The organism is Bradyrhizobium lablabi (assembly GCF_018131005.1).
GTDB lineage: Bacteria > Pseudomonadota > Alphaproteobacteria > Rhizobiales > Xanthobacteraceae > Bradyrhizobium > Bradyrhizobium lablabi_D.
In genome coordinates, this window is the sequence record NZ_JAFCJK010000009.1 from 266240 (window position 1) to 289348 (window position 23109).

Genomic DNA, 23109 nt, shown 5'->3' on the forward strand with positions numbered 1-23109 from the left:
ACGCTCTGCTTGGCTCTCAAGCAGCGTTGACGGCATCGAGCGCATTAACGCGTCCGGCACCCATTTCGTCGGGCGTGTGTCCTACATTGACTGCTGTTCGCATAATGATGTCCTTCACGTCCTGCGGGGTAAGGGCGGGGTTCTTCTCGAGCATCAGCGCGCACACGCCGGCAATGTGCGGGGCCGCCATGCTCGTGCCGTCGAATGCGATGAAATCGGTAGTCCCGGCCTTGCAGGAGTTGATTTGGACGCCCGGCGCCGCGATGTCCGGCTTTGGCCTACCGTCGGCGGTCGGCCCGAGGCTTGAGAAGCCTCCCATTGCGTCTAGATCGTCGGTAGCAGCGACAGTAATCGGAAGGGTTGCATGCCCGGGACAGCGAAGGTGGGTATCATAGCTGGAGCAGCTATCGTTGTCTTCGTTGCCAGCCGCCACGACAAAAACGACGCCGCTGTCGACGGCGGCGTTCGCCGCCGTGCAAAGCACGCAGGTGCCGTCCGCGCAGACCCAGTTGCCGTCTGCATGCGAGAAACCCCAACTATTGGAAAGCACGTCGCGGCCGTCTGACACTGCCCGCTGGATCGTGGTTACCGCGATGGAGGAAGTGGTGGTGCCGCCGCCAGATCCATCGTTGGACATTAACTTGTAATCGTGCACGGTGCAGCCCGGCGCTATGCCGCGGAATGTCCTGTCCTGCGACGCGACGATGCCGGCACAATGGGTGCCGTGGCCCACCATGTCCCCAACACCCTCGCCAGTGAAGTCCTGCTGCGTGCCCTGCACCGCCGTCAGTGCCGGGTGATTGAAATCGATGCCGGTATCGAGCACGGCGACGTCGACGTCGGAGCCGTCGAAGCCCAGATTGTTCTCGACCTGATCGGCCTGGATCAGAGGTCTGCTCACGTCGAGTAATTGTGTGATTACCAACTTGTCATGATTGACTGAGCGCACGTCCTCCCGGCCCGCGAATTGGTGCAATTGCTCGCGATTGACGTCGACCGCCAGGCTGCGCGTCAGCCACAGTGTGGCCCGGATTCTGGCGCCAGTTTCGTCGGCGGTGGCTTTGAGGCGCTGAAGGGCGCGCTCTCCGCTGCGCCGTGTCAGGTTGGTCATCTGACGTTTGGCCCGTTTCGTTCGGGTCAGCATCAGGGCGCCAGCGCCCGGCCTAACGACGCGCATGTTAACGACCACCTTGAAGATGCGATCCTTGGGCGGCTCTGCATCGGTCAGTCGCGCAAAGCTCTCGTCGCGATTCTGCCGGATGAGATCACGTGTTGAAACAGTATCCAGCTTTTTCAAGATTTTGAACCCGATCTCGCTTCGCAACGCCTCGGTCTGTCGCGCTTGACGCTTGAGGAACATTCTAACGATCTTGCGGCTTTGAGCCGTGATGGAAGCGTCTGCCATGATGCAATCCTTTCTTCCTCTAAAAGAGTGCCTTCCGCGGGTGGTCCGAGATCACGGTCTCAACATCCGCGTCCGCTGCCGTCTGGCCGAGAACAGAAACTGGTGCTCTCGCGCCTATCGAATTGGCAATCCAAAGGCGTTCCGTGATTTCGATTCCGAGCGCGCTGAGGCGAACGACGAGCGGTTGTATGCGTCTTTCGAAGTCCAGCATCTTTTCCGTCGGCGTCGCCCCTTCGCCCTTGATGTGTAACCGGATGACGACCGGGACGATGTCGCGCTGCCGGGCGGGGTCGCCGACCATCGCGCGCAACCATTCGTCGAGTTTGTTCATTGCGGCGGAATCGTCCACCTGCGGGTTCCCTTTTTTTGACTTTCCTCTCTCTGTGGAGACTCGATGCAGAGTTCAACCAATACTGACTCCTGACCTGAAATCACCAAGCCGAAGATCTCCGGCGCTTCGATCGTCAAGGTCTGCATGCCCTGTCTTGCAGGGTCTCCGACGACACGGTTGATCACGATGCCACTTCCGTCGCGGGCATCAAGCGCGGGCGGCTTGCCGCCGCGATAGAAGACTGAAGCAATGGCCTTGTCGGCCTTGAAGGGGAACGCGATTTCGATACCGCCGGGAACGAGCAGCAAGCCGGCCCTGATGACGGGGTCGCCGATGACGAAATGCAAGGGCGACTCCGAAGGACTAGCGACGGTAAAGCCACTGATCTTGACCTTCGCGTTGTGCTCATCCCTTGGTGTAACTTGGCTGAAATCCATGCAGCGGCGTTCCGGATCGCTCGGGCTCGGCTTCGGTTCATTGCCACAGCATCTGCACTCCGTCTTCCTCGCGCCTCCTTCCGGCTCGCAGCAGCAATCGCATGCCATCGCCACGAAGCTTACGTCGTCGACGCAACAGACAAGGTCTTCTTTATCTGTCGGAAGGTCGGCCTCGAGGAAAATCGTGATCAACTCGCCTAGCGCCTTCACCTGCTCGCGCAGTTGGAACCAATCGCCAGGCGTCGAACCCTGCGCCCAGACAATGTGGCCTGCTGCCGGGTCCGTGCCGCCAGCAGGATCAATGCCTAGCCTCGCACTTCCAGGCGTGGCTAGAGTAAACCACGCGGCCACTTGGTATAGCCAGCCGGGATTCGCACCGAGGTGCTGGTAGATACCCCAGCGGGTGTCGGCGATCGGCATGATCCTTTGTGATCTCTGGCCATCGTGCACGACGCATTCCTCGCAATCGAAGACGGCAGCCTTCGGCGTACCTAGGACTGCACGGGCAGCAGCTTTCGTGCTCAATGTATCGAAGGGCTTCCTGCTCGCCAGACCATAGGGCTGCCAGCCATTGGCAACGCGTCCCAAAGGCAGGTCCCGATATCCGCCCTCAAACCCGTCGTTCTGGATGGCGACGACACGCACCACCAGCCCGTCTTCTCCGCTCGACCCGTCGTCATCGGTAACCCTACACACAGCGTGGTAGACGCCGCAGCCGGTATAGGCGTGGGCAAGCGACGCTGTTCCACGGGCCGCGGGCGGCGTGTTGATCTCGCGCACAACAGCTGTCTGTTCGCCTATGCAGACGCCGGGATCCCAAGTCGCGGTATGCATGTCGCACCAACCCGGATCGCGGAAGTGCGCGCAAAGCAGGAGCGGCGAGCCAGCGTAGGCGAACATGTCCGGCCCGGCCTCGACCTCCGGCGCTACATTGAGGACCGTCACGGTCGTCGTATCTTGCGCGATGCCGCCGTTTTGGTCGCGAACGGTGAACAAGACAGTGTACGTTCCGTTGTCGCACCAAGCGTGAGTTACAGTCGAGGTTCCGAAGCCCCTTGGAGGTGTGTGCGTTTCGGAGACGGTGCCCCGCTGCGGCGGTTGGTTGTCGCCGAATATCCACGATGTTTCGTGGCTGTCCGTGGGCTCCACGTCCCAGAAGCGCCCCGTCAATGTGACGACCTCTCCTTCCTTGGCGACGATATCGGGGCCGGCATCCGCGGTCGGGGCGACGTTGGCAATTCTGACCGCCGCGAAATGCCGCGTGCTTGCGCCGCCCGGCTGATTCATCACCAGACCGTGTTTGGCTATGTACAGACCGCTCGCCGTGTAGACATGTGTAAGATTCTGAACCGTGGCCTGCGGCGTTCCGTCGCCCGGCGACCACGAGTAAAGCGCGTCCGCATGGGTGCGGCCGGCGTTCATCGTCAGCGGGCTGCTCGCGCTAGCCGTAAAGCTACCGTTGGTCTTTGCGAAGGCAATCGCCGTCGCTTCGCAGGAGCTGATGACTTCCACTGACCCAGCGAGAGTTAGACCCGATGTATCGACGATGATGGGATTGGCAAAGCGGGTAGTGACGCGACCGATGCGGCTGAGCCGGCTGGGCCAGCCACCGAGACCTACCACCTGCCCCGAGATCTTGTCCGTGACGACTTCTGCGCCAATCGACTGGGCGATCTGGTCAACCACCAGCTTGATTATCACTAGTACAATGAGCGCAATGATCCCGCCGCCGATGCCACCGGTCAGAATGCCAATGATCAGAGCGATGACCCAAAAAAGCACCGATTCCTCCGGATCGATCTCCGGCTCGCCGAGTTTGACGTGCTCGATTCGCTGTGTGCCGTCAGCGTCATCTACCCATTCGAGGCCGATGTCGGATCGGAAATCGGCATCGACGTCGATGCTTCCCAGTATCGCATCGATCACGGTGACTTCCCCCTCGATCCGGATAGCGCTGTCGACCAGAAACACGTTAAGGCTATTGAGATCGACCTTGTCGTCTCCGGACTCGATGCGCTTGGGAAGATCGGCGTCGGCCAGTCCGCCATTCTCGCGCGCCACCGCAATCGCGGCATTCATCTGATCTGCATTGATCCCGATCGCAAATTCCTGAGCAGCAGGGATGAAGTTGGTCAGACCTCCGATATCGGCGCCCGCGTCGGCATTGATGCCGATCGCCAGGAAGTCCGTGTGAACGCGAGAGGCGACGTTGTCGATGTTCAGATTGATCTCAGGCGTTGCAATGGGAGTCCAGACCGAGATGTCGTCGCGCGCCTTCAACTCGTCGAAGAAGAGATCCCCGATCGCGGACTGGATCTGGTCGGATGTCGGCACGGCGATGTCGCGGTTGCGCATCTCGTGAGCCATCGCAAGCGCGGTGTCAGCGATCCCCTTGATAAGTTGGTTGTCAAGGGCCGTCTTGATGATGCCGGGGATCGCTGCGTAGTTCGGTCCCTCTTGGTCATGTACCGCGCCAGCCGGCTGAAGCGGCTCCACTTCGACGGTGGCTTCCGACAACGCTGCGACGATATGCCCCGGCGGCATCGAGAACGGCGCGATAAGGTTGAAGCGGGTCTCGATGCCAAACGGCTGCTCGATAAGCGCGAGAGCAGCCGGCGGCCGAATATTCGATATCCGCATGTAGAGCGGTATCGAGATCTTGAGTTGGTCCGGTAGCGGCCGTGTTACATTAATCCGTCGGGATGGATCGTTCTGATCGTCATAAAGCTCGGCGTAGACATCGACGGTCGCAGTGAATAGGCCCAGGGGCCACTGCTTGTTCGCCTCGGCGATGGAATGAGGAAAGGCGCTACCATCGTCCTCGTAGAGCATGTGCACGTAGTCGCCCAGGAGGAGGTCGATCTTGTTCGCCAGCGGATCGCCGTCGGGGAGCGAGACGGCGACATTGCCGCGCTGCAGAGCTCCGAGCATGAAGTAAACGGCGTTTTCATTCGCCGGAACGGCTATGGGGGCCTTCGCACGTGCCTCCGCCCGAAAATCGAACAGTCTGGCCGATGGGACGGGCGGATCCTTAATTTCCGCTTGAATATGCAGGCCGAGCTTTAGCTCGGCTCCGTCGATGTCCGGGGCCAAGGTGGCATCCAATTCTTCACGCGGGATCTGGACCTGAGCGTCGACGATTTCATACGGGCCGAACGTCATCCCGTCCGCTTGGGTCACGTCCAGATTCTCGGGAATCCTTCCGGAATCACCCGGATCTTCAGGGCAGAGCGCTGATTTCCACGCTCCGCGAAAGGCCTTGCGAAGCACCTCCCGCCCGGCTTCAACGACGACCGAGAAGCCTTTTGTGTCAGGCATCGCGATCCCCCGAGCGCCCTGAATGGCTTGACTTCGGCTTCTGCGAGAGCCGCGCCTTCAGTCTCAGGCCTGGAATCGCGAGCCTTCGCGACCGGATCTTCCGGTAGATTGCGTCCGAAGCGAAAAGCCGTGAGTTGGCCTCTATCCTCCTAAGTTCGAGCAATGCGCCAAAAAGTGGATGCCGGGTCCGGTTTTCCGCCAGGAAGTCTTCAGAGAAGTCGAGGACCCCTGAGGCACGTCCCCCCGTTTGGCCGAGGTCGGGGCGAACATCATCGAGGCCGAGTTTGGCAAAAATCTCAACGATCGCTTCCGGTGACGAAAGATCGGCGCGTTCTTTGGTAATTTCGTCAATCTTCGCGATGGCTTTGTGCCGCCGTGCTATTTGCCGCCTCGAAAAGCGGCTGCGCTCTTCAATCTCCGCGGACACTTTTGCACTCAGGGAATATCCGATTTCATCGAGAAAGAGCAACGGGTTGACGGCCGCAGCAATTGCCAACTCAGGATCGGTGTGAATCCTTTCCAGAATGCTGGGAAGATCAGCTTCTAACTGATCGATCGAGTCGATCTTCTTCCTCAAACCGTTCTGCATTTGGGTTTCCAAAAAAGGGGTAACCCAAGCAATCTTGCGATTGCCTCCGACAAATGCCCTGGCCGGCACCGTGCAGTACGTTAAAGTTGTACGAACCGGAGATTGCTCTAAAATCTTTCGCAGGCGATAATTCAATCAAATGTTGTGATTTACAAGTGAGGAGTACTGTCTCATCAGTCGCTTGAACCGACCGCCGCGCTAAGTCTTAGTCCAAGCGCGACGCAGGTTCGCGTGTCGCGGCTCAATATGTCTCGACGCTCGGCAAAACGCATGATGATCGCGTTGCGTCCCTGGCCCCGAGAGCTGGGCCAAAAACGCGCCGGCGTATCGGTCGAATACCGAACGCCGCGATCCAATCCGGAGATTGCTTTGGCGGAGATTGATCGCGCGTGGCAGCCGGCGTGCGCTTCGGTTGTGTGCTGGCAGGCTACGGCCCCAATTCGCCGTTTCGACAAGGGCTCACGGCACGCGGACTGGCACGGGCCGTTGGCATCCCTCGTCACCTCAAGGTGTATCCGGTCGGTGTGCAGCTCATTGGGCCGATTACCAAAGTTCGAGGTCGGCCACGGAAGCGCCACGTACGAGATATCTTATCGATCGCGGCAGAAATGCTGGCCAGCGCCAAGCGGAAAACAAACTGTGAGTTGGCGCAGCCGGACCCAAGGTCGGCTGATAGCCCGATTTGCTGCTGTCCGTGTCCGCACCGCCGATGGACCTCCACAGCGGATATGGGATAAGGGTTAGCAGCCATCTCCCAGGCGGCGAAGCCTGACTCATTGGCGACTACCGCAGTAAGGGCTTGATTTCCAGCCTAGTGAACGGGGCTGCATGTCCAATCCGGTCACGCCAATTCGGCACGATGTTCACAGCGCCGGCTGCCCCGCAAACTGTGCAGACGAGACACCAGCCGACGCGCGACCAGGGCCGGTCTTGGGGCAAGGCGTCTAGGCGGAAATCCACCCTGCGATCGCAGCCGCCGTAGCACTGGATGTTGCAGGTGACGTGCCCGTCAGCGACCCAGCCCGCGGGGCTGCCCGGCGGGTAACGGCCTGACCATTTCGTGTATCGGCGGCGATGCATCGACGCATTTCAGCGCCCGCCGACACGAACGTGCAAATTATCAATCCCTTGGGCATCGGAACGCCCGAGAGCTACAGCGCGTCGTGGGTGTGGAAAAGGGCGGTCTCATGGCCGGCTGGGCAGCCTACTGCGCAAGCCCGCCGGCGGCGTGAGGGCAACGTGCCGCGGCTGAGGGCCTGACGCTACCGTTGCGCTGGCGACGGGGCCAGCTGCGCTGCAGTCACCCACGCGTGGACAAATGATTCTCTTTCGGTGCTGTTCTGCCAGTCGACAATGTCGGACGCGTGCATTCGAGCGAGTGCGAGAGCCTCGTCAATTCTCGCTGCGGGACCCTTTGCGCGATATGCAAAAACCCGCTGCGCTGCGTGCACTTCACGTTGGGCGACGTCAAGCGTCACGACACCGGCGAAAAGAGCCGGAGGCGGCGGCCCGTCATCGTCAAGATCCATGTCAACCAGCTCGCAAACGCGCATGAGGCCGTTCATAAGGGCTAAGTCAGCACGGATACTGGGTCGTGAAGGAATAGGCCAATCCGGAACGATCTTGTGCTCGGACAACGCGCCAGCGTCTCCAATGGCCGCAAGGACCTTCTCGCGGCGAAAAACCTTTCGAACCTCGGTTGCCAGCTTGGACGCGATCCGTGGTCGCGGTAGCGCGGATCGCGGCGCGGCGACAAACATATTCAGAAGCGTCGATACTTGAGCTTCGTAAGCTTCTGCCTTGTCGTCGCCTACGTTAAACGTGCCCAGCGGCCCAAGCACAAACGCGCCAAGGCTGGAGAGAGCGCGGTGTCTCTCCGCTGGCGAGACAGGAACACTTCCCAATCTCCGTAGCACGTCGATTCCGGTGCTCAGCTCGGCGTCGGTGAGTTCGGGGTAGAGGATACGCGCGCGCGTGAGCACTTCGCCAAGGCGAACATCGACCGTTCCATCCAGAAAAACCACCAAGCCGAGATTGACGCTTTCCGCTCTAGTCACGTCAGGTACGAGGCGAAGAACGGCAAATTCAAATGTACGTGCCATCTTGTAACCCCTTTGAGATCAATTGAGTCCTAGAGGCTCGTTCGCCATCCCGCCACCAAACCAAGATACGGTCGCGATCCACACTTGTCAGCCAATCTTGAGGAATTGCCGTTAAGATCGTCTCAATTTCCATCACCGGTAGCCGTTCGAGTCGGTTAATCACCTCGATCGCCGCGGCCGTATCATGGCCGTACGGCTGAACCACGCTCTTAAACCACACCCGAGTGGCGGAGTTTAGAAGAATCAGCGGGTCGAACCCCTGAACCGTGAGTGACGGTGTCAGCGCCACATGGCTGAAATCGATTGCAAAAACTACCAAAGCGCCCGTTTCGTTCAGGATCAGGTAATTGCCTGGATGCCGGTCCCAGTTCGCGCAGAAGAGGTCGAATGCGTAGATCTTAGAAAGATGTTTGCCCCCATCATGAATCTGACCACTAAGCATGTGCTGCAAGCAACTGGCATGGTCGCGCCCGATCGACGCGGGTTCTCGCCTGGATGCAAAAAGCAACCTTCCCGAGGTATCCTCCATAACTTCTGGAATCGACGCGGCGAGGCCGATCACTCGGGCGACCGAAGCCCAGAAGAACTCGCTTGCTCGAACGGTGGGCGCCGTCGGCGGAGCATCATCTTTGACGATGTAGCACAACCCGTCATCGGCCCGAATCCACCAAGGACAAGTCACGCCATTTCCGACGGGAGCAAGCCGCGCAGAGATCCTCTTCGGAAAAAGATGAGGTTGGTGCATGCGGTTATCACCGATGCCAGATAACCCAGCCGCAATCGGAGGGTGATCGCGAGGGCATCTAGGTCGCCGGCGCGGCAGAAGGTTTTGCCGGCTTGCGTGGCTTCACCGGTGAAGATGTGGCGACCGGCGCACCATCTTGCTTGCGTTTGAGATCTGCAACCGCCGCGAGCTCTGCCTGCTTCGCTTCTGCCTGATCTTCAGGAACCAGAAGATAGCCCTTCTCAGCCATGCAACCGCGTTGCACGCTGTCAGCCGCCTGGCTGCGCTCCGCGGCCGCAGCGATTCCAGCCAACCCGCCGTCCGTGACCGTAACACCGGAAAGATTGGCCTTGCTGCGTTCGCCCAGGCAGGCCGTGCCATCGAGCTCAAACTGTGTCCGCAGCACTGGGTTATCGCTCGCACGCTGACCATCAGCCCGCAGCCAAAGCATCTTGGGCGCAGCGGCGCAGCCCCCCAAGCTAGCGCACAGCACCACGATGCCCAATTTTCGCATGAAAGCCTCCCCAGCCGGGCGAAAACTAAACGCAACCCGCGGTAGAGGGCAAGCCCGTAGGCTCACGGGGCGTCTTTTTTTGCGCAAATCGCCTCGGCCTTACTTGACCGCGGGCTTTCGGCTCGCCGAAGAGGTCCGTCGCGCAGTTCTGACAATCGGGCGGGTGCCGTCGTTCTGACACCGGCCACAAGAGCAGCCCGGCCAAAACGACAACGGTGACAACGAGTTTGACCAACAGATCATCGCTCAAAGAATGCGCTCCAAGCGTCGGCGCTGCTCATCAATCACGGTTTGACCGATCACATCGAACGGTTCGAAATTCTTCCGGCCCTTTAATGAGCCGCCGCTTACGGCTGCCTTGATCCTCTGGGCTAGCCTTGGCCTCGATCATCTCGTCGATCGCGTCGCCAGCCAATTCGCGGGCGCGTTGTTTCGTGTCTCGGCGCTGTTTTGGGAGTGCCTTTGGCCTTTACGGTCAATCCGAGCTCGACGAGTCGGCGGATGGCTTCGCTGCGGCCCGGCTTGTCATCCTGTACCGCTACACGCCCGGCATGCCCTGCACGGAGATCTTTGTCGCGATCCCCGGCACATTCAGCAACGCGAACGAGGTCGCCAGCGAGCTCGGCCGGATGATCGCCCCACATACAAGGTTTGCGGGGAAAGGCGGTGGCCAATGACAGCAATCGCAACCGGCGCTCTGCTTTCCTGGATCGGCCTAGCCCTCGTTGAGGTGGTCCGGCGTATCCCGCGACGAACCTGATCCGACAACCCCAAAGCAACGAGACCTGCCGGTTCACGCCGGCGGGTTTGTTCAATGGGCGGCTTGGTGAGAACGATTGGGGAACGTTTATTGCCGTCTGGTAAGGTGGAGAAAATACGCAATTCACGACATCGTCGTAGCGACCATACCCGTGTTTGCCCCATGGTGCCGGCACGTCGAAAGCACACAGTGATTAATACGGAGTTTATTTTCTTCAATCACTCTGGGGTTGAACGACGACATTTCCCCGTGGCCAACGGGTTAAGTGCGAAACAGATTCCCTGCATTCATTGGGCCTCGGTTTCGCAGAAATGCGAACCACGACGCACTTGTGGCTTGGCCGGCCGAGTGCCCAATGGAGACTACTCGACTGATGTCCAAGGCCCTACCCTTTACTGAAGCCTCCCTCGCGCGCGCCATCAAGGGCGTCGAGCGCGCGGGCCGTTTCGTGATTGGGGTCAGGCCCGACGGCACCCTGATCGTCGGGGACAAGCCCGTCGATCTCGCTTCCCTGGTCCCCGCAATCGGGCAAGATGTCCCCGCCTCCAAATGGGAGGATCAGAGGGCATGAATGCCATGCGGACCGAACTTGACTACCTCGAACGCGACGAGGACCGTCACGGCAACCCGCGCATCTATGTCCGCCGTAACGGCAAGCGCATCCGCATCCGCGAGATCGAGGGCACGCCAGCCTTCGCGAGGGCCTATGCCGATGCCGTAGAGAAGCTGGACGGCAAGGACCCGGCGCGCGTGAAGGCGCTGCCGACCCACGCCAAGGGCACGCTCGGCTGGCTCGGAGCTCAATACTTCGTCTCGAAGGGCGACGACGAGTTCCTATCCCTCGACAAGGACTCGCAGCGCGCTCGCCGCAACAACCTCGAAGCCTGCTTCAAGGTGCCGCTGAGCGACGACGACAAAGACCCGATGGGTGACTGTCCGCTCAAATACTTTTCGGCTCAGAAGGCCAAGCGCTCGCACCCCTTAAATTATAGTGGTTCCGGAGGCCATCTCGACGCTGTTCGGTGTCTGGGTCCAGATCGTGGTTTCTGTCGCCTGAAACGCAAAAGAAATGCCTATTTTACGAGGCTTTCTTTGACGTCAGTAGCGAAAGCTAGGGCGTGTACTCATGAAATTGAGACACAGCGGATGAGAGCACACACTTGATGTCCGCCATGCCCCAATTGCGGTACAAAGGCAGACGTCAAGCATCGAAAGCAAATATGCGCTTGTGCTGTCGCGCAAAACGGATGGACAGGGCTGGAAGCAACGCTAGGCCCGAAACCGGCATGCGGCGGTTGATGCTTGACCTCCTACGATTGCACGGTGTTCATCGTTGGTCCGCGGTCCGATCGATTGAGAAGCAGCCAAGCGCCAATGCCGAGCGTCGGGTCGAGAACCGCAAACGCAAGCAATAAATGAGGAAAAACTCCGGCGATGGCCAAGGGTACGAGCACCAAGGGAACGAGCACCAGTCTATCCAATACGCTAGCGGCGACGATCCGTCTGCCGCCAGATAAGCCACCGAACAAATAGAGCCAGCCAATGACCATCACGGCCATACCCATCACTCGGATGAGTGCTGCCTCATTTCCAACGAACGCCGCATCCCTGAAGATGGTCTGCACTACTCCGGGCCAAATGAGTAACAGGCTTCCGAGCGCCAGATAGATCCAGCCGTTCATTGCCGTGTATCTTGATGTAACCGCCTGATCGAACGGCCGCTCCAGAAGATCCTCGATGAGCGACATATTGTAACCTCCGTCGTTGAGGTTGTTGGTTAGCGCAAACCTGCCGTCCACAATTGGAATCGGGCTTGTTGGCAATTCAGAATTACCGCCAACCTTTGTTACCGCGCCATCCGTTGTGGGTCACCAGCCGTAATGCTCTAACCGATCAAAAAGATTTCCCTCGGCCTTGCGAACCCGACATCGAGGCCGATCCCTCGGCTGGATAGCGGCGTCAACGGCGCCGAGATCAACTGATTCCCGACACTCGCAGCGGCCTTTCGGGTGATGGCCTGATCTGGTTGGCCGGAGCGCTTAATGTCGGCTTGCCATGCGTGGTCTCAGCGAAGACGCCCAACCGTGGGCGGTGTAATATTGCCAACGTTGCTCGGCCTTTGACAGCGATCGCAAAGAAGCTGCCGCCACCGAAAGGCGGCGGCAGCTTTAGCGCACTAAGGCATATCAGAATCCGCCGAACTTGTAGTTGATGCCAGCGCGAACGACGTTGACGTGATCCGTGCTGGCACCGGTGCCCACAGTGGCAACGTAGAGATATTCAGCCTTCGCGGTCCAGTTCGAGGCAAATCCCCACTCGGTGCCAGCGCCGACCGCCAGGCCCGGGCGCCAATGTGATTCAGCGCAGCTCGGCACGAAGCCCAAGCTGCCGCAGGGCACGCCGGAGATGGAGGTCCCGTTGGCGGTCTCCTTGACGAAGGCCGCACCACCCGTGGCGTAGATCAGCCAATTGTTAAGGGCGACGCCGGCCCGTGCCCTGACAGTGCCAAGCGCCTCCCATTTGGTGTTGAAGTTGAACACTCCCCCAATGGGAACTCCCGCGATGGCTGGAATTGTGGTGCGGCTGCCGCTGATATCCGCCCAGTCCAAGTCGCCTTCGACGCCGATCACGACGTAGCCCTGCTGGATTTGCGCGCCGACGGTGCCGCCGACCAGTCCCCCATTGATGTTGAAGCTATCGCGATCGAACCGGTTCGAGATCAGGGTGAGAGGGTCCTGCTGGCCCCAGCCCCAGCCGCCGTTCACACCAACATAGAGCCCTGTCCAATTGTAGACAGCGGCTGGCACGGGCGCCGGAGGTGCCTTGACGGAAAGGTCGGCCGCACGCGCGGCGAACGGGCTGAGCAGTATCGCGACGCCGGCAAGAACATTCAGATAATGTTTCATGTGATGTACCCTCGCATCGATAATTATCTTGCTCGTGGAGCACGCAGTGGCGGAATGGGACGGCGGAAACTCGACGCCACTTAGGCAGATACGCCAATGACAGCAAAAAACTCGCCATGTTGCAGATCAGCTACTATGCGGTTTCGGCAAATTGAGAGATCGATGATCAGCCGTTTCGTGCCATTGCGGCGACCACACATTGGGCCGCCCGCAGGCAAAGCTCGCACCCTTGCTGCGAGCGCGCCAGGCGTGGACCGCAAGGTGGGAGTGATCTGGCACACACGAGAACGTTGAGCTTTTGCTACTGCTGCGCGGATGCCGGCGCGTTAGATTAAGTGCTCGGGTATGTGGCCCCTAACAGCCAACATTCCGGCGAACGCTGGGTTTTGTCAGTAGGGGCCAGACGTCAGGTCGCCGGCAAATAGTGCACCGGCTCTAATATGGGCGGGCGGGACCTATCTGCGGTGCGCGCACAGGCTTGGCCATGCCGTAAAATACAGTCAGCCCATTCCCCCCACAGAGTGTCGAAGTTGCTTCGCTTGCGTAGGGCGCAAAGCAACTCTGCGGCCGCTGCCAGTTGTCTGCGACCCAAACGTTGCCTGCCGGATCGATGGCGATGTCCGTTAGAGGCTGCATCCCGCCGCCCACATAGCCGCCTGGCGGCGAGATCGCGTCTCCTGTCTTCATTCCTGAAGGGCAGGTCTCTGTACGCGCGCCACAAAGATGCGTAATGGATGCACCGCCAAAGTTCGAACTCCAGACCTGATCGTTGCCATCGATAACAACTCCCCACGATCCCCAGGTGCCGCCCCCATGGAATGGCGATCCTGGTGCAGGGGTCCCGTCAGGGCGCAACATTGAAATATTTCCGAGGGAGGAGTTACCGTGCAAATAGTCGAAGACCACACGATGTAGCTGGCTCATCTGTCCGGTGAGCTTCAGCTCCAGCAGCTTCAATTTCACTCTAAGATCAAGTCCGGTCCCCGCCGTGTTGGTGATCCAGGCATTGCCGAGACTATCGATCGCCATGCCCTTGCCGCTGTGCCCGCCAGTGGGCAGGACCTCGACCTTGGTCGGATCACTAGCAGGGAAACGCGTGACCGTGTCACCAATTGCATTAGTGATCCAGACGCGATCCTGCTGATCGATCGCGAGGTGGAAAGGTCCGTTCAGCTTACAGGGGCTGTCTTTGTTTGGCTTGCCGTCTGTCGATCGACAATAGAACTTGGCATTACTGGCATCCCCTTTGGGTAGATGCACCACCTGATCCTTTTCAAAGTCGAGCGTCCAAACATCACCGTTGGGCGCAACGATGACGCCCTGCATGATTCCAAGCTGGCCACCAAAATTGTACCCATCGGCTGGAGAGAGGGGTTTGCCGCTCTTGTCGAAAAGCGAAATCGTCTTTCCGCCTGTGCTGGTAACCCAGACGTTGTCATTGGCATCTATCGCAGTGCCAAAGCCAGGACCTTCGACGCCTCCCCCTTCAAACCCCGTTGTATCAGGCGACAGTGCTTTACCATTTGGCGCGAATTTCGACAGATTGCCATCCCAGAGATCATCTGATGCCTGAGAGCCGACGATGAAGTTAACTCCGGTCCAGGCATTCCCTTCAGAGTCAAACATGATCTTGCCTGGCGCACTCAATCCGCCGCCTGTGAATTTGAGCGGCAGCGTCCAGGCGGTCGGCGCATAGTTGAGGTAAGGCATGTACGGCGGTCGCCGTAAGTTTTTGCCCTGAGGGATTGGATAAAACGCATCCAACAGCGCAAAGAGCTTCTCGGGCCGATACGCAGAATTACGCGCAACGGAGAGCAACGCTCCAAGTGTGTCGGTGGGCGCCTTGCCTCCGGGCGGTGTTGTTGCGGCGAACAGACTTGCACACGCATCCGGCTTTATGCGCGTGGTGCAGCCAGCCGTCAGACTGGAGAGCGTCGCGAAATTCGCCATGGTTGTGGTTGCCGAGCTGTTGAGCACATCCTGGATAGCCGCACCCCACCCGCCGGTTTGCAAATTGACAAAGTTCGATACGTTGCCAGCAGCAATCTTTAGGCCGAGCGAATGGCCCTTAATGCTCGTTCCATCGATGAACTGATTGGCAGTCCATACCGATGCCACTGTCGTCATTTCATTGATCGTTACTCTGGCCGGTAGTGAAGCACCAAGCACGGCGAGCAGCGCGGTCGCAGGGTTATCGCCGCTGCCCTTGTTGACCATTGCTTCGCCGCCCTTGGCAACGACATACAAAATCACATCGGCAGCGGGCGTTTCCTGACTGCTGAGGTCAAAAGTGCCCTCATTATTCGTTTTTGCTTGCGCAAGCTGCCTAGGATCACCCGCACTCGCAGCCCAAAGCGTAACGGTCGAATTAACAAGCGCGCCGCCGCCGGCTTTGACTTGGCCTTCGATGCGAACCGCAGCGGGACTCGAGCCGGATTGCAAACCCAGTATGCCGAATGTCAGCAGGAGAGACGCGATGGGTGCTCTACATGACTTGATCATCTGTCTTCTCCGCAACGCTGAGTTAGAAACCTCGCGAAAATGCCAGCTGCCACGAACTGGTCTGCCAAATTTCTCGATTTGAGTATCTGTGCTTCCCTGGGTGAACCAGAGGATAGTTCCTTTTCGGCGGCATGACTGATTGATTTAAATCAACGCATCGAACGTTCGGTTTGGAGTCAAGGGGCGACGGCAGTCAGCATCAGGGCCGTGTCCGCTTTAGCCCTCGAAGGCGGACATCACGGACGTCTAATCGAATGTCCGAGAAGCGCCAAAGGCGACTTCGCCGACCCATCCGCCCTTGGTTAGCTCTCCCTCTAAAAGCCGACACGCGCGGCCAAATGGGCACATCGGCTTCGGGCCACCTTGTATGCGGTGAGCACTCAGTCTGGTTGAAATTCACGCCGGGTGTGTCCCGTAAGTGACAGTCAAACATAACGCCTTGTAGTTGAATGAGGAAGCGACAGGAAAGCTTGGCAATATCGTTACCCAACATGGGAGCGTGCCATGAAGTTGTTCCTTCCGGCTCTGCTTGCAATCTGCGTGAGTGTCACTGCGCGTGCTGCGGACATGCCAGTGAAGGCTCCGCCTGCTCCCCCACCGCCTTACAATTGGTCAGGGTTTTATCTTGGCGCAAATCTCGGTGGGGCGTGGACCAACGGCAGCTTGAACATTCCAGGCAACAATTTTTATGGCGGCCTCACCGAATTCATCGGTGGCGTTCAAGCCGGCTACAATTTCCAGGCCGGCCATCTTTTATTTGGCGTGGAAGGTGATTTCGATGGGGCCACGTTTGGTCATCCCACGCTTCCGACGCCTACACCCGGCTCCGTGAGGCAGAACTGGATTGGCACAGTGGCAGGCCGCATCGGGCTGGTGGAGGACCGCTGGCTTTTCTACACTAAGCTTGGCGGTGGCTGGGTGCAGAGCAATGCCTCGTTGAACTTTCCCGGCGTCAGTTGGGAGGGATCCAACACCAGCTCGGGCTGGCTAGCTGGCGTGGGTATCGAGTACGGCTTCAAAGCGAATTGGACGCTCAAACTCGAGTACGATTACATCGGGCTGGGAAGCTGGACTTCGTCCACCGTCCCGCCAATTCCGTTGAACCGCGACCTTCAAATGGTCAAGTTTGGCGCGAACTACAAATTTCAGAGCGGCCTTGCCGAGACGACCGCGCCGACAAGAACCGGGCATTCTGCTCATCCTTCCGAAGACGAAGACCTCGCCAAAAAATCGCAAAATCCCATCGCCGATCTCGTCAGCGTTCCGTTCCAGAGCAATACGAATTTCAACGCCGGACCGTTCAACCGCACCCAGGAAGTGCTCAACATTCAGCCGGTCATACCGCTGCGCATCAATGCGGACTGGAACGTGATCTCGCGCACCATCATGCCCGTGATCAGTCAGCCCAGTCCGTTTTTCAACAACAACACGAATGGAATTGGCGACATTACCCAGCAGTTCTTTTTCACCCCCACCCATCCAGGCGCTCTGATCTGGGGCCTCGGTCCCGTCTTTACGGTCCCGTCTGCGAGCGATCCTATTCTTGGACAGGGAAGGGTGCTGGTCGGCCCCACGGCCGTCTTCCTGACAACGCCGGGACATTGGGTGATCGGCGTGTTGGTCAACAATCAGTGGTCGGTTGGCGGCAATCCGTTGCGCCAGAACGTGAACGAATTTCTCGCGCAGCCGTTTGTCAACTACAACATGGCGCACGGCTGGTTCCTGACAAGTTCGCCGGTAATCACGTCGAACTGGCTCGCCGCTCCGGGGCAGCAGTGGACCGTACCGATCGGTGGCGGCATTGGTCGAATCTTCAGGCTCGGCGACCAGCCGGTGAGCGCATACATATCCGGCTACTACAACGTCGTTCGTCCAACCGGCACGCCCAATTGGCAATTGCGAGCCGAATTATCTCTGCTATTCCCGGAGAGGTAGGAGGTCATGTCCCCTGTTGTCGAGCCAGCGTGGAGGCTTCGTATACGACTTTGTGCCTTAGTGGCTCTAGCAACTCCTGCGCACGCTCAATCTGTGGTCTTCACCTATGACCAGTGGGAACGACTGTCGGCAGGATTGAAAGAGATCTACATTTCGGGAGCAATTGATGCGATTTTCACGATCGCTGTTCCAGCTCAAGCGAGGACCTCCAAGTATTATAACGACTGTGTTGTGAAGCAGCAGATAAAGGCCCACGATATTGTTGAAGAAATGAAGGTTGCTGTTCGCTCACGCCCCGAGCTGTACCCCAAACCAGCTACGGCAGTATTATTGGAGGCACTGATCAAGTTATGCGGCATGCCAAATCCCGAGCAGAAGTAGCAGCTGTCTCAACCAGCCTGGCGGGGCCTCGTGAATCCCCGCGCCGATGTCCGCAAGAGGTCAAACTCGGCAATGCTCTGACTGAGCAGAAATGTTCTGCTTGGACGCAAAAGCAGACGTCCTCGCCCTAGAATTGATCAACCACGCGGCTGTACGCTGGGTGCTCACGGTTCTTCACCTTGATCCAGTCGCACGTTTTCGGTCGGTATCGCCGCAGTCGGTGCTTGGAGACAAGGCCCTCAAGCTTCATGCGGCACGCTGCGTCGAACAGGCCTGGTCCGATCTCGCCTTGCTCATAGGGCGCCACGAAGATGCCCTCGGGTCGGCGGGCCAGAAGCTGTGCGAGCTTGCTCTTGCGATCCACCAAGGGAAGATCGCGCAGGTCGTCACCCTCCAGCACCAGAAGATCGAAGGCGTAGAGCTGGGCCTCATCGTTGCGGCGATTGGAGTGCAGCGCGCTGAAGTCCGACATGCCCTGCACGTCGAGGACACAGATTTCGCCGTCGACCATGAAGCGACATTTGCGGATCTTCAGGGCTGTCTCGGCGATCCACGGGAAGCGCCACGTCCAGTCCAGTCCGGATCTAGAAAGGATCTTCACATCCTTGGCGTCGCGGATCACGCGCCCGCGGTAGCCGTCGTATTTAACCTCGTGGATCCAATCGGGACCGCTCGGAACAACCTTCTGGGCCTCCGGTTTGCAAAATTCAAATTTCTTGGTCATGGCCGGCATCTATGCATCACCGGCGTGAATGCGAGTCCTTCAGCGGCAGCGCCAACTATGCGCGGATCGACCGGCCGATGTAGCTCTCGATGAAATCGATGAGGCTGTCGGACACCTGAAGGCCCTCGGCGCCGATCCGCTGCTCCAGATCGTGGGCGACCTCCGCGGAGGCGTCGCGTGCCCAACCCTCGGCCGGATTGAACGCGACCACTCGCAGCACGTCCTCATATTGGCCCGCGAGCAGATCCTCGATGAGGGTCAGATAATCGAGGCCCTCGTCGGTCTCGCGGAAGGCCGCACCGTTCGTGAAGTCTTCGAACACGAGGTAGAAGGTCCGGTCGAGCCGGTCGTTCGGAATGATGGAAGGCGCCTGGCCCATACGCAATACTCCAATGGACGGAGTCCAAGCTAAGTCCACCGTGGCCAAATTGCGAATCGCCTGTGTTGATTAGGAACGTCTATGCGGGGGTATGGGTTGCTTTGCTGCCGCCTTGCGGCGGCGGAATCGAAGGGAAGCCTCAGCCCCAGCTCCTCGTCAGGAGCTGGGGTCTTTTCGTGAGGGCTTCCCAATGCGGGTAGTTTTGTTCGCTAAACGTTTGAGCCCGCTAACGGCTGTTCTCATTCAAATAAACGTCTGTTCTCATTCACATCGATGAAAAATGTTCTCACCATTCCGAGCCGGAATCGAAAGGGGCCGCCTGCGATTCACATGCGTTATTGCGGTCGGTGGACGAGCAGCGCAAGGTTCTCGTTGCCGCCTGTCAGTGGGTTGTGGGCGGCAACCCTGCGCACTCCAAGCCCCAGCTCTGGAGAACCGGCAAATCCCCCAGGAGCTGGGGCTAGGGCGGTAGGAACCAGCGAGCAGGGATGACGTTACTGTTTGCCGCCTGCGCGCAACCGGGCGGCGACCTGACATGACCCCAGCTCCTGCAGAACTAGCCAATCCCCCGGCGAATCCAAAGGAGTTGGGGTTTACTATGCAAACAGGTCTTTGCCCGCCTGAGTGAACTTCGCATAGGTGCCGCTCTCATGCAGCACAAGCCAGCCCCGCTCAATGGCGAGATCCAGCCCAGCCTTCCATTCGGCGGGCGTTGCCTTGAATTCAAATAGCATCGGCTCGTTGAGGCGCTCGATCAGCAGCCGGTGGTCCATGTAGGGCTCAAGGCCGTTGGCGATTTCCATGATCTTGCGCGCGGCCTTCTCCGGGTCGGCGTAGGGGCGCGTGTCGGCAAATTTCATGCTGCCTTCCAGTCCATCTAGGAACCCGTCTTTCCCGGGAACGTTGGCACGAACCCAGCCTGGGGCGAGTATCGGGAAGACGACCATCATGATGACAGCAGCACAATGTCAAGCGCTCGCAAATGAGTTCAATAAGCTCGCGCGACAACCGGCTATCTCCGAGGACCGCGCCATGATGTTAAGAAATATAGCGCGGAGTTTTACTGGTCTCGCGACGCAGCTTGATCGGCTGGCGGCGCATATAAGAGATGAGGGCACGATGGAGTCGCCGTCAGCTATCCTTCTCCCATAGCCGGGCTGCGCGTCGTTCCGCGGACGTCCTGATGATGGTGCCAGTGCTCGATGTCGCCAACTGACGTCATGCTGAACTGAAGGGCCAATGCTGCGGCGGCAATGCTAACGATCATGGTCGGTCTCCGATCAAACTGGAGGCTGCCGACGCTTCCACAAACCTCGCTGAGCGGCGCCAATTGTGATCAAGCGGCTGCAGTCTGACGCAACTTGTCAGGACGCGCTGAACACCCGATGAACGCCCGTCACGGTGTCGAATATGGCGTGTCATCACAGGGAACCCAGCACCTGCCAGACGATCGCCAGCACTCACGACCATCGCGTAGTGGTCCGCCGACCGATGCGGTTCATTCCAGCACTTCATATTCGAATGCTACGCTCTCGGGATCGTTCTCCTCGGCGCGCCCTCAGCGGCGCAATTCTGCGCTTGGCGGAGGTGCCCTAATCGTCTGCGCTGGCACCGCGCACTAGCTCTGAAAGAAGTAGCTTGGCGATCATTTCCGGCGGTGACATTCCGATCTGAGTCGCTTTGGCGCCGAGCACTGATCGTACCTGCACCACCGAACCTTGAACGAAATATGTTCCGTGGTGCGCGACACCGCCGACCGTGATGGTGACGGTTCTTACTGGATATGGTCCGCTGCTCATGATTCTGAAGCTCGGTCGCCCCGGTTGGATCCAATCGGAACGAGGGAGCGAAAGCAACTCCCCTTTTGGATGGCGATCTCTCGTGGCTTTCTTGTCCACAGTGCCAATCGCGCCACACCCCTGGGACGCGACTCGTGACATGCTCTACGAGCACCTTCACGATGCTTCTCCCTGGGACTTCAAGCCCGTCGCGAATGGCGGGCTTCGTTTGTAGCTCCGCATCACATGTGTGAGTAACTCTGCCGCGGGCCGGCGGGCGTAATGGGAACGTCTCCAGATCCTTACCGTTGACCCATTGGTCTTCCTGGAGGACTTTGCCATGGACGACGATTACAAGATCATGCGCGAGCCGGAACTTTGGATAGCTGCTGCCGTCAGCTGCGGCCCGGCGGTTCTGATCGGCACCTTGATGATCATGTCGCTTATGCAGTCGCGTCCCGGCTGACGCATCAAAAGACGTCGCCAACTGAGCGGTTGTCCGCCAATTCGAGGGCAATGCGGGAGCCGCGGTGCCACGCACTGGGATCGGCAATGCCCTATGACACCCAGCCGCAGCGTGGTTCCGCTCATTCCGGCGCTCGCAAACCAGCCGACTATAGCCACTCCGAAATGCGCGAAGCTGCTCTGCGCACGAGTTGCTCACGCTCGGCGCTCGGCTGCATGCCTTGCGCCTCGAAGGCGTTGGGCGGCGTCTTCGATCAGTCTAAGTTGCTGCCCCCGCGGTGGCGTATTCATCTGGATATAGGAATAGGAACGTCGGGGCGCTTGCGAAGTTCGGTCCCTTGCTCCCGGCGCGCGCCCCCCCAAACAGTTAGCCGGGGAGAAAACCCTCCACTGGGTTGGCGATCCTCGGCGCCTTTGATGACCCGCGCCGGGGTCGTTTGGGCGCGTGCCAAGCTACCGAGATATCCAGTCATGGCCGAGCTTGGCCGATTGTCTGGCACTCTCAATAAGGCGGAAGATTATCGTCCTGCCTAGCGGTCAAATGAATCGGCCCCAACAGGTGAGTGGACTGACCTGCTGGAGCCGCATTTCGATGGCCTAATCCTGCGTCACAATCGGCCGCGTCCTAGTTCGCAAATGCCGGTGTTCGAGATAGGACTCAACTGAGGCGGCTTACTCCTGTTGGCGCCGCCGCTCGGCTCGAGCGTCCAAATGCACCACGATCGTAAACGTCGCGCCTAACGCGAGCAGGCCAAAGCCGCCCGCAATCAAAAACCATGATGTCCATAGAACAAGTATTTCTACGGAGCCTTGGAACAACAATTCACGAAAGATTAGCGGCTGGAATAAACCAACCCCACGGTCATTGGTCTCGTTTCAGCTTGCGCTTGCCCCAATGGTGGTCTTTCCGGTCCGGATTGAACTCGCGAAACTTGTGCCGGTTCAGCGCCTGCATGAACCCGATCCGCCCCAGCGGGCCAACCTCTCGGCAGCATCAGTGATCTCTCGCTCAGCGTGGATATCCAGCTTCCTCAGCAAGCGGAGGCGCTGGGTCGCAACCTGCGCCTCGGTCCCGCCGATCTGGTTGGCGATCTCATAATCCGACCGCCCCAAGGCCATGCGCCTGAGGAGCTTTTTCTCGCGCGCCGTTAGAGGCCTGGCTTCGGTGCGCATCACGGTGCGAAGAGGGAGAATGCTGCGAAAGCAATGGAGCACAGGCCGAGCACCTTGACGCAGACCCGAAAGAGCATGTCACCGCCCATGCCATTGCCTCCGAATAAGCGAGACGGAGGCTACCGCCGTGAGGTTCGGCAACGCAAGTGCGGTTCGCGCCACCGCGCAGAAACAGGAGAGCACCATCAACCGAGGCGGCTTACTTTTTCAACTCCATCAAAATGCGCTCACGATCTTCGTAGTGCTGCGCAAGCACTTCTTTCAAGGTAGCGAGAACGATCTTTGCCCGCTGAGTCTCATGGCCCTCTCGGTCCAACTCCGCGATCTGCGCCTCTTGGCGCGCAAGCCTGGACGCACCTTCGGAGATGTTCCGTTCGGCTTCCTTTAATTGCTCCAGCAGGGCTAGCCTGTCCATAAGCCTCCGCCTCGCAGTGGGGGCCTTCAGGTGTCCACATCGCGAATTAACGATCGGTGAACAAGTGCCTCGCGCGAGGTCACGGCATCGCTCGACGCCCCGGGCTAGGAACCGACCGGTCGGAATGAAAGTTGGTAATTGCTGCCTTAGCCCCACACACCATGGGCAGCCAATGCGACCTTACCCCAGCTCCCGGACCCCCCCTGTCCCATGAGCTGGGGCCTTTTGCCGCTTTGCCGAGCTGGACGGCCGGGGGTAAGCGGCGCTCGTT

General features: G+C 59.1%; 22 protein-coding genes and 1 pseudogene. 8 read left to right on the plus strand and 15 right to left on the minus strand.

Annotated elements, in window-relative coordinates:
- Positions 1–16: 16 nt before the first annotated feature.
- Genes JQ553_RS26365 through JQ553_RS26380 form a run of 4 tightly spaced genes read right to left on the minus strand, consistent with a single transcriptional unit; the run spans position 17 to position 6080 of the window.
- On the minus strand, positions 17–1405 hold the full coding sequence (locus JQ553_RS26365; RefSeq protein WP_212502942.1) for a S8 family serine peptidase: 1389 nt from the start codon (positions 1403–1405) through the stop codon (positions 17–19).
- Between the two features lie 19 nt (positions 1406–1424).
- A complete protein-coding gene (locus JQ553_RS26370; RefSeq protein WP_212502943.1) occupies positions 1425–1736 on the minus strand; it encodes a hypothetical protein in 312 nt (103 codons plus the stop codon).
- Complete coding sequence (locus tag JQ553_RS26375; RefSeq protein ID WP_212502944.1) at positions 1733–5491, minus strand: PKD domain-containing protein; 3759 nt, start codon at positions 5489–5491, stop codon at positions 1733–1735. The genes JQ553_RS26370 and JQ553_RS26375 overlap by 4 nt, the downstream gene beginning before the upstream one ends.
- A complete protein-coding gene (locus JQ553_RS26380) occupies positions 5484–6080 on the minus strand; it encodes a hypothetical protein (protein WP_212502945.1) in 597 nt (198 codons plus the stop codon). The genes JQ553_RS26375 and JQ553_RS26380 overlap by 8 nt, the downstream gene beginning before the upstream one ends.
- A gap of 270 nt (positions 6081–6350) precedes the next feature.
- Here JQ553_RS26380 and JQ553_RS26385 point away from each other — a divergent pair.
- Positions 6351–6849: pseudogene (locus tag JQ553_RS26385) on the plus strand (transposase); the annotation flags it as partial.
- A 493-nt stretch (positions 6850–7342) separates the two neighbouring features.
- Here the strand turns inward: JQ553_RS26385 and JQ553_RS26390 are convergent.
- Genes JQ553_RS26390 through JQ553_RS26400 form a run of 3 tightly spaced genes read right to left on the minus strand, consistent with a single transcriptional unit; the run spans position 7343 to position 9420 of the window.
- Positions 7343–8182: a DUF3037 domain-containing protein gene (locus tag JQ553_RS26390; protein ID WP_212502946.1), complete on the minus strand. Its 840-nt coding sequence runs from the start codon at positions 8180–8182 to the stop codon at positions 7343–7345.
- On the minus strand, positions 8166–8927 hold the full coding sequence (locus JQ553_RS26395) for a HipA family kinase (RefSeq protein ID WP_312015203.1): 762 nt from the start codon (positions 8925–8927) through the stop codon (positions 8166–8168). Before JQ553_RS26395 ends, JQ553_RS26390 begins: the two co-directional genes overlap by 17 nt.
- Positions 8928–8985: 58 nt before the next feature.
- A complete protein-coding gene (locus JQ553_RS26400; RefSeq protein ID WP_212502948.1) occupies positions 8986–9420 on the minus strand; it encodes a hypothetical protein in 435 nt (144 codons plus the stop codon).
- Positions 9421–9797: 377 nt separating this feature from the next.
- On the opposite strand from JQ553_RS26400, the gene JQ553_RS26405 reads away from it, so the two are divergent.
- The 3 genes from JQ553_RS26405 to JQ553_RS26415 all read left to right on the plus strand — a co-directional run bounded on the left by JQ553_RS26405 (position 9798) and on the right by JQ553_RS26415 (position 11344).
- The gene (locus tag JQ553_RS26405) at positions 9798–10097 is read left to right on the plus strand and encodes a hypothetical protein (protein ID WP_212502949.1); all 300 of its coding nucleotides are present in this window, start codon (positions 9798–9800) and stop codon (positions 10095–10097) included.
- Between the two features lie 456 nt (positions 10098–10553).
- Positions 10554–10751, plus strand: a complete 198-nt coding sequence (locus tag JQ553_RS26410) for a hypothetical protein (protein ID WP_212502950.1) — start codon at positions 10554–10556, stop codon at positions 10749–10751.
- Positions 10748–11344 (plus strand): hypothetical protein, encoded by a 597-nt coding sequence (locus tag JQ553_RS26415; protein WP_212502951.1) that lies wholly within the window; start codon positions 10748–10750, stop codon positions 11342–11344. The genes JQ553_RS26410 and JQ553_RS26415 overlap by 4 nt, the downstream gene beginning before the upstream one ends.
- Before the next feature lie 146 nt (positions 11345–11490).
- Here JQ553_RS26415 and JQ553_RS26420 read toward each other — a convergent pair whose 3' ends face one another.
- The 3 genes from JQ553_RS26420 to JQ553_RS26430 form a co-directional block, all read right to left on the minus strand.
- Positions 11491–11928, minus strand: a complete 438-nt coding sequence (locus tag JQ553_RS26420) for a hypothetical protein (RefSeq protein ID WP_212502952.1) — start codon at positions 11926–11928, stop codon at positions 11491–11493.
- A 438-nt stretch (positions 11929–12366) separates the two neighbouring features.
- Complete coding sequence (locus JQ553_RS26425) at positions 12367–13086, minus strand: outer membrane protein (RefSeq protein ID WP_212502953.1); 720 nt, start codon at positions 13084–13086, stop codon at positions 12367–12369.
- A 435-nt stretch (positions 13087–13521) separates the two neighbouring features.
- A complete protein-coding gene (locus JQ553_RS26430; protein WP_212502954.1) occupies positions 13522–15588 on the minus strand; it encodes a hypothetical protein in 2067 nt (688 codons plus the stop codon).
- Positions 15589–16092: 504 nt separating this feature from the next.
- Between JQ553_RS26430 and JQ553_RS26435 the strand changes: the two genes are divergently transcribed.
- Both JQ553_RS26435 and JQ553_RS26440 read left to right on the plus strand, forming a co-directional pair.
- Positions 16093–17523 carry an outer membrane protein gene (locus tag JQ553_RS26435; protein ID WP_212502955.1) on the plus strand — a complete coding sequence of 477 codons (1431 nt, stop codon included), beginning with the start codon at positions 16093–16095 and terminating at the stop codon, positions 17521–17523.
- Between the two features lie 6 nt (positions 17524–17529).
- Entirely contained in the window at positions 17530–17904 is a 375-nt protein-coding gene (locus JQ553_RS26440; RefSeq protein ID WP_212502956.1) for a hypothetical protein, read from the plus strand.
- Positions 17905–18031: 127 nt separating this feature from the next.
- On the opposite strand, the gene JQ553_RS26445 is transcribed toward JQ553_RS26440, so the two are convergent.
- From JQ553_RS26445 to JQ553_RS34985, 4 genes are all read right to left on the minus strand, one after another.
- Positions 18032–18628, minus strand: coding sequence for an RNA ligase family protein (locus JQ553_RS26445; RefSeq protein WP_212502957.1), 597 nt, complete (start codon positions 18626–18628; stop codon positions 18032–18034).
- Between the two features lie 55 nt (positions 18629–18683).
- A complete protein-coding gene (locus tag JQ553_RS26450; RefSeq protein ID WP_212502958.1) occupies positions 18684–19007 on the minus strand; it encodes a hypothetical protein in 324 nt (107 codons plus the stop codon).
- Between the two features lie 596 nt (positions 19008–19603).
- The gene (locus tag JQ553_RS26455; RefSeq protein ID WP_212502959.1) at positions 19604–19867 is read right to left on the minus strand and encodes a hypothetical protein; all 264 of its coding nucleotides are present in this window, start codon (positions 19865–19867) and stop codon (positions 19604–19606) included.
- Positions 19868–20142: 275 nt separating this feature from the next.
- The gene (locus JQ553_RS34985; protein WP_283817292.1) at positions 20143–20274 is read right to left on the minus strand and encodes a hypothetical protein; all 132 of its coding nucleotides are present in this window, start codon (positions 20272–20274) and stop codon (positions 20143–20145) included.
- Between the two features lie 851 nt (positions 20275–21125).
- Here JQ553_RS34985 and JQ553_RS34990 point away from each other — a divergent pair.
- Positions 21126–21251, plus strand: a complete 126-nt coding sequence (locus JQ553_RS34990; RefSeq protein ID WP_283817293.1) for a hypothetical protein — start codon at positions 21126–21128, stop codon at positions 21249–21251.
- Positions 21252–22192: 941 nt separating this feature from the next.
- On the opposite strand, the gene JQ553_RS35350 is transcribed toward JQ553_RS34990, so the two are convergent.
- Positions 22193–22423 carry a LuxR C-terminal-related transcriptional regulator gene (locus JQ553_RS35350; RefSeq protein ID WP_212502960.1) on the minus strand — a complete coding sequence of 77 codons (231 nt, stop codon included), beginning with the start codon at positions 22421–22423 and terminating at the stop codon, positions 22193–22195.
- Between the two features lie 127 nt (positions 22424–22550).
- On the opposite strand from JQ553_RS35350, the gene JQ553_RS26465 reads away from it, so the two are divergent.
- Positions 22551–22811 carry a hypothetical protein gene (locus JQ553_RS26465; protein WP_212502961.1) on the plus strand — a complete coding sequence of 87 codons (261 nt, stop codon included), beginning with the start codon at positions 22551–22553 and terminating at the stop codon, positions 22809–22811.
- Positions 22812–23109: the final 298 nt, after the last annotated feature.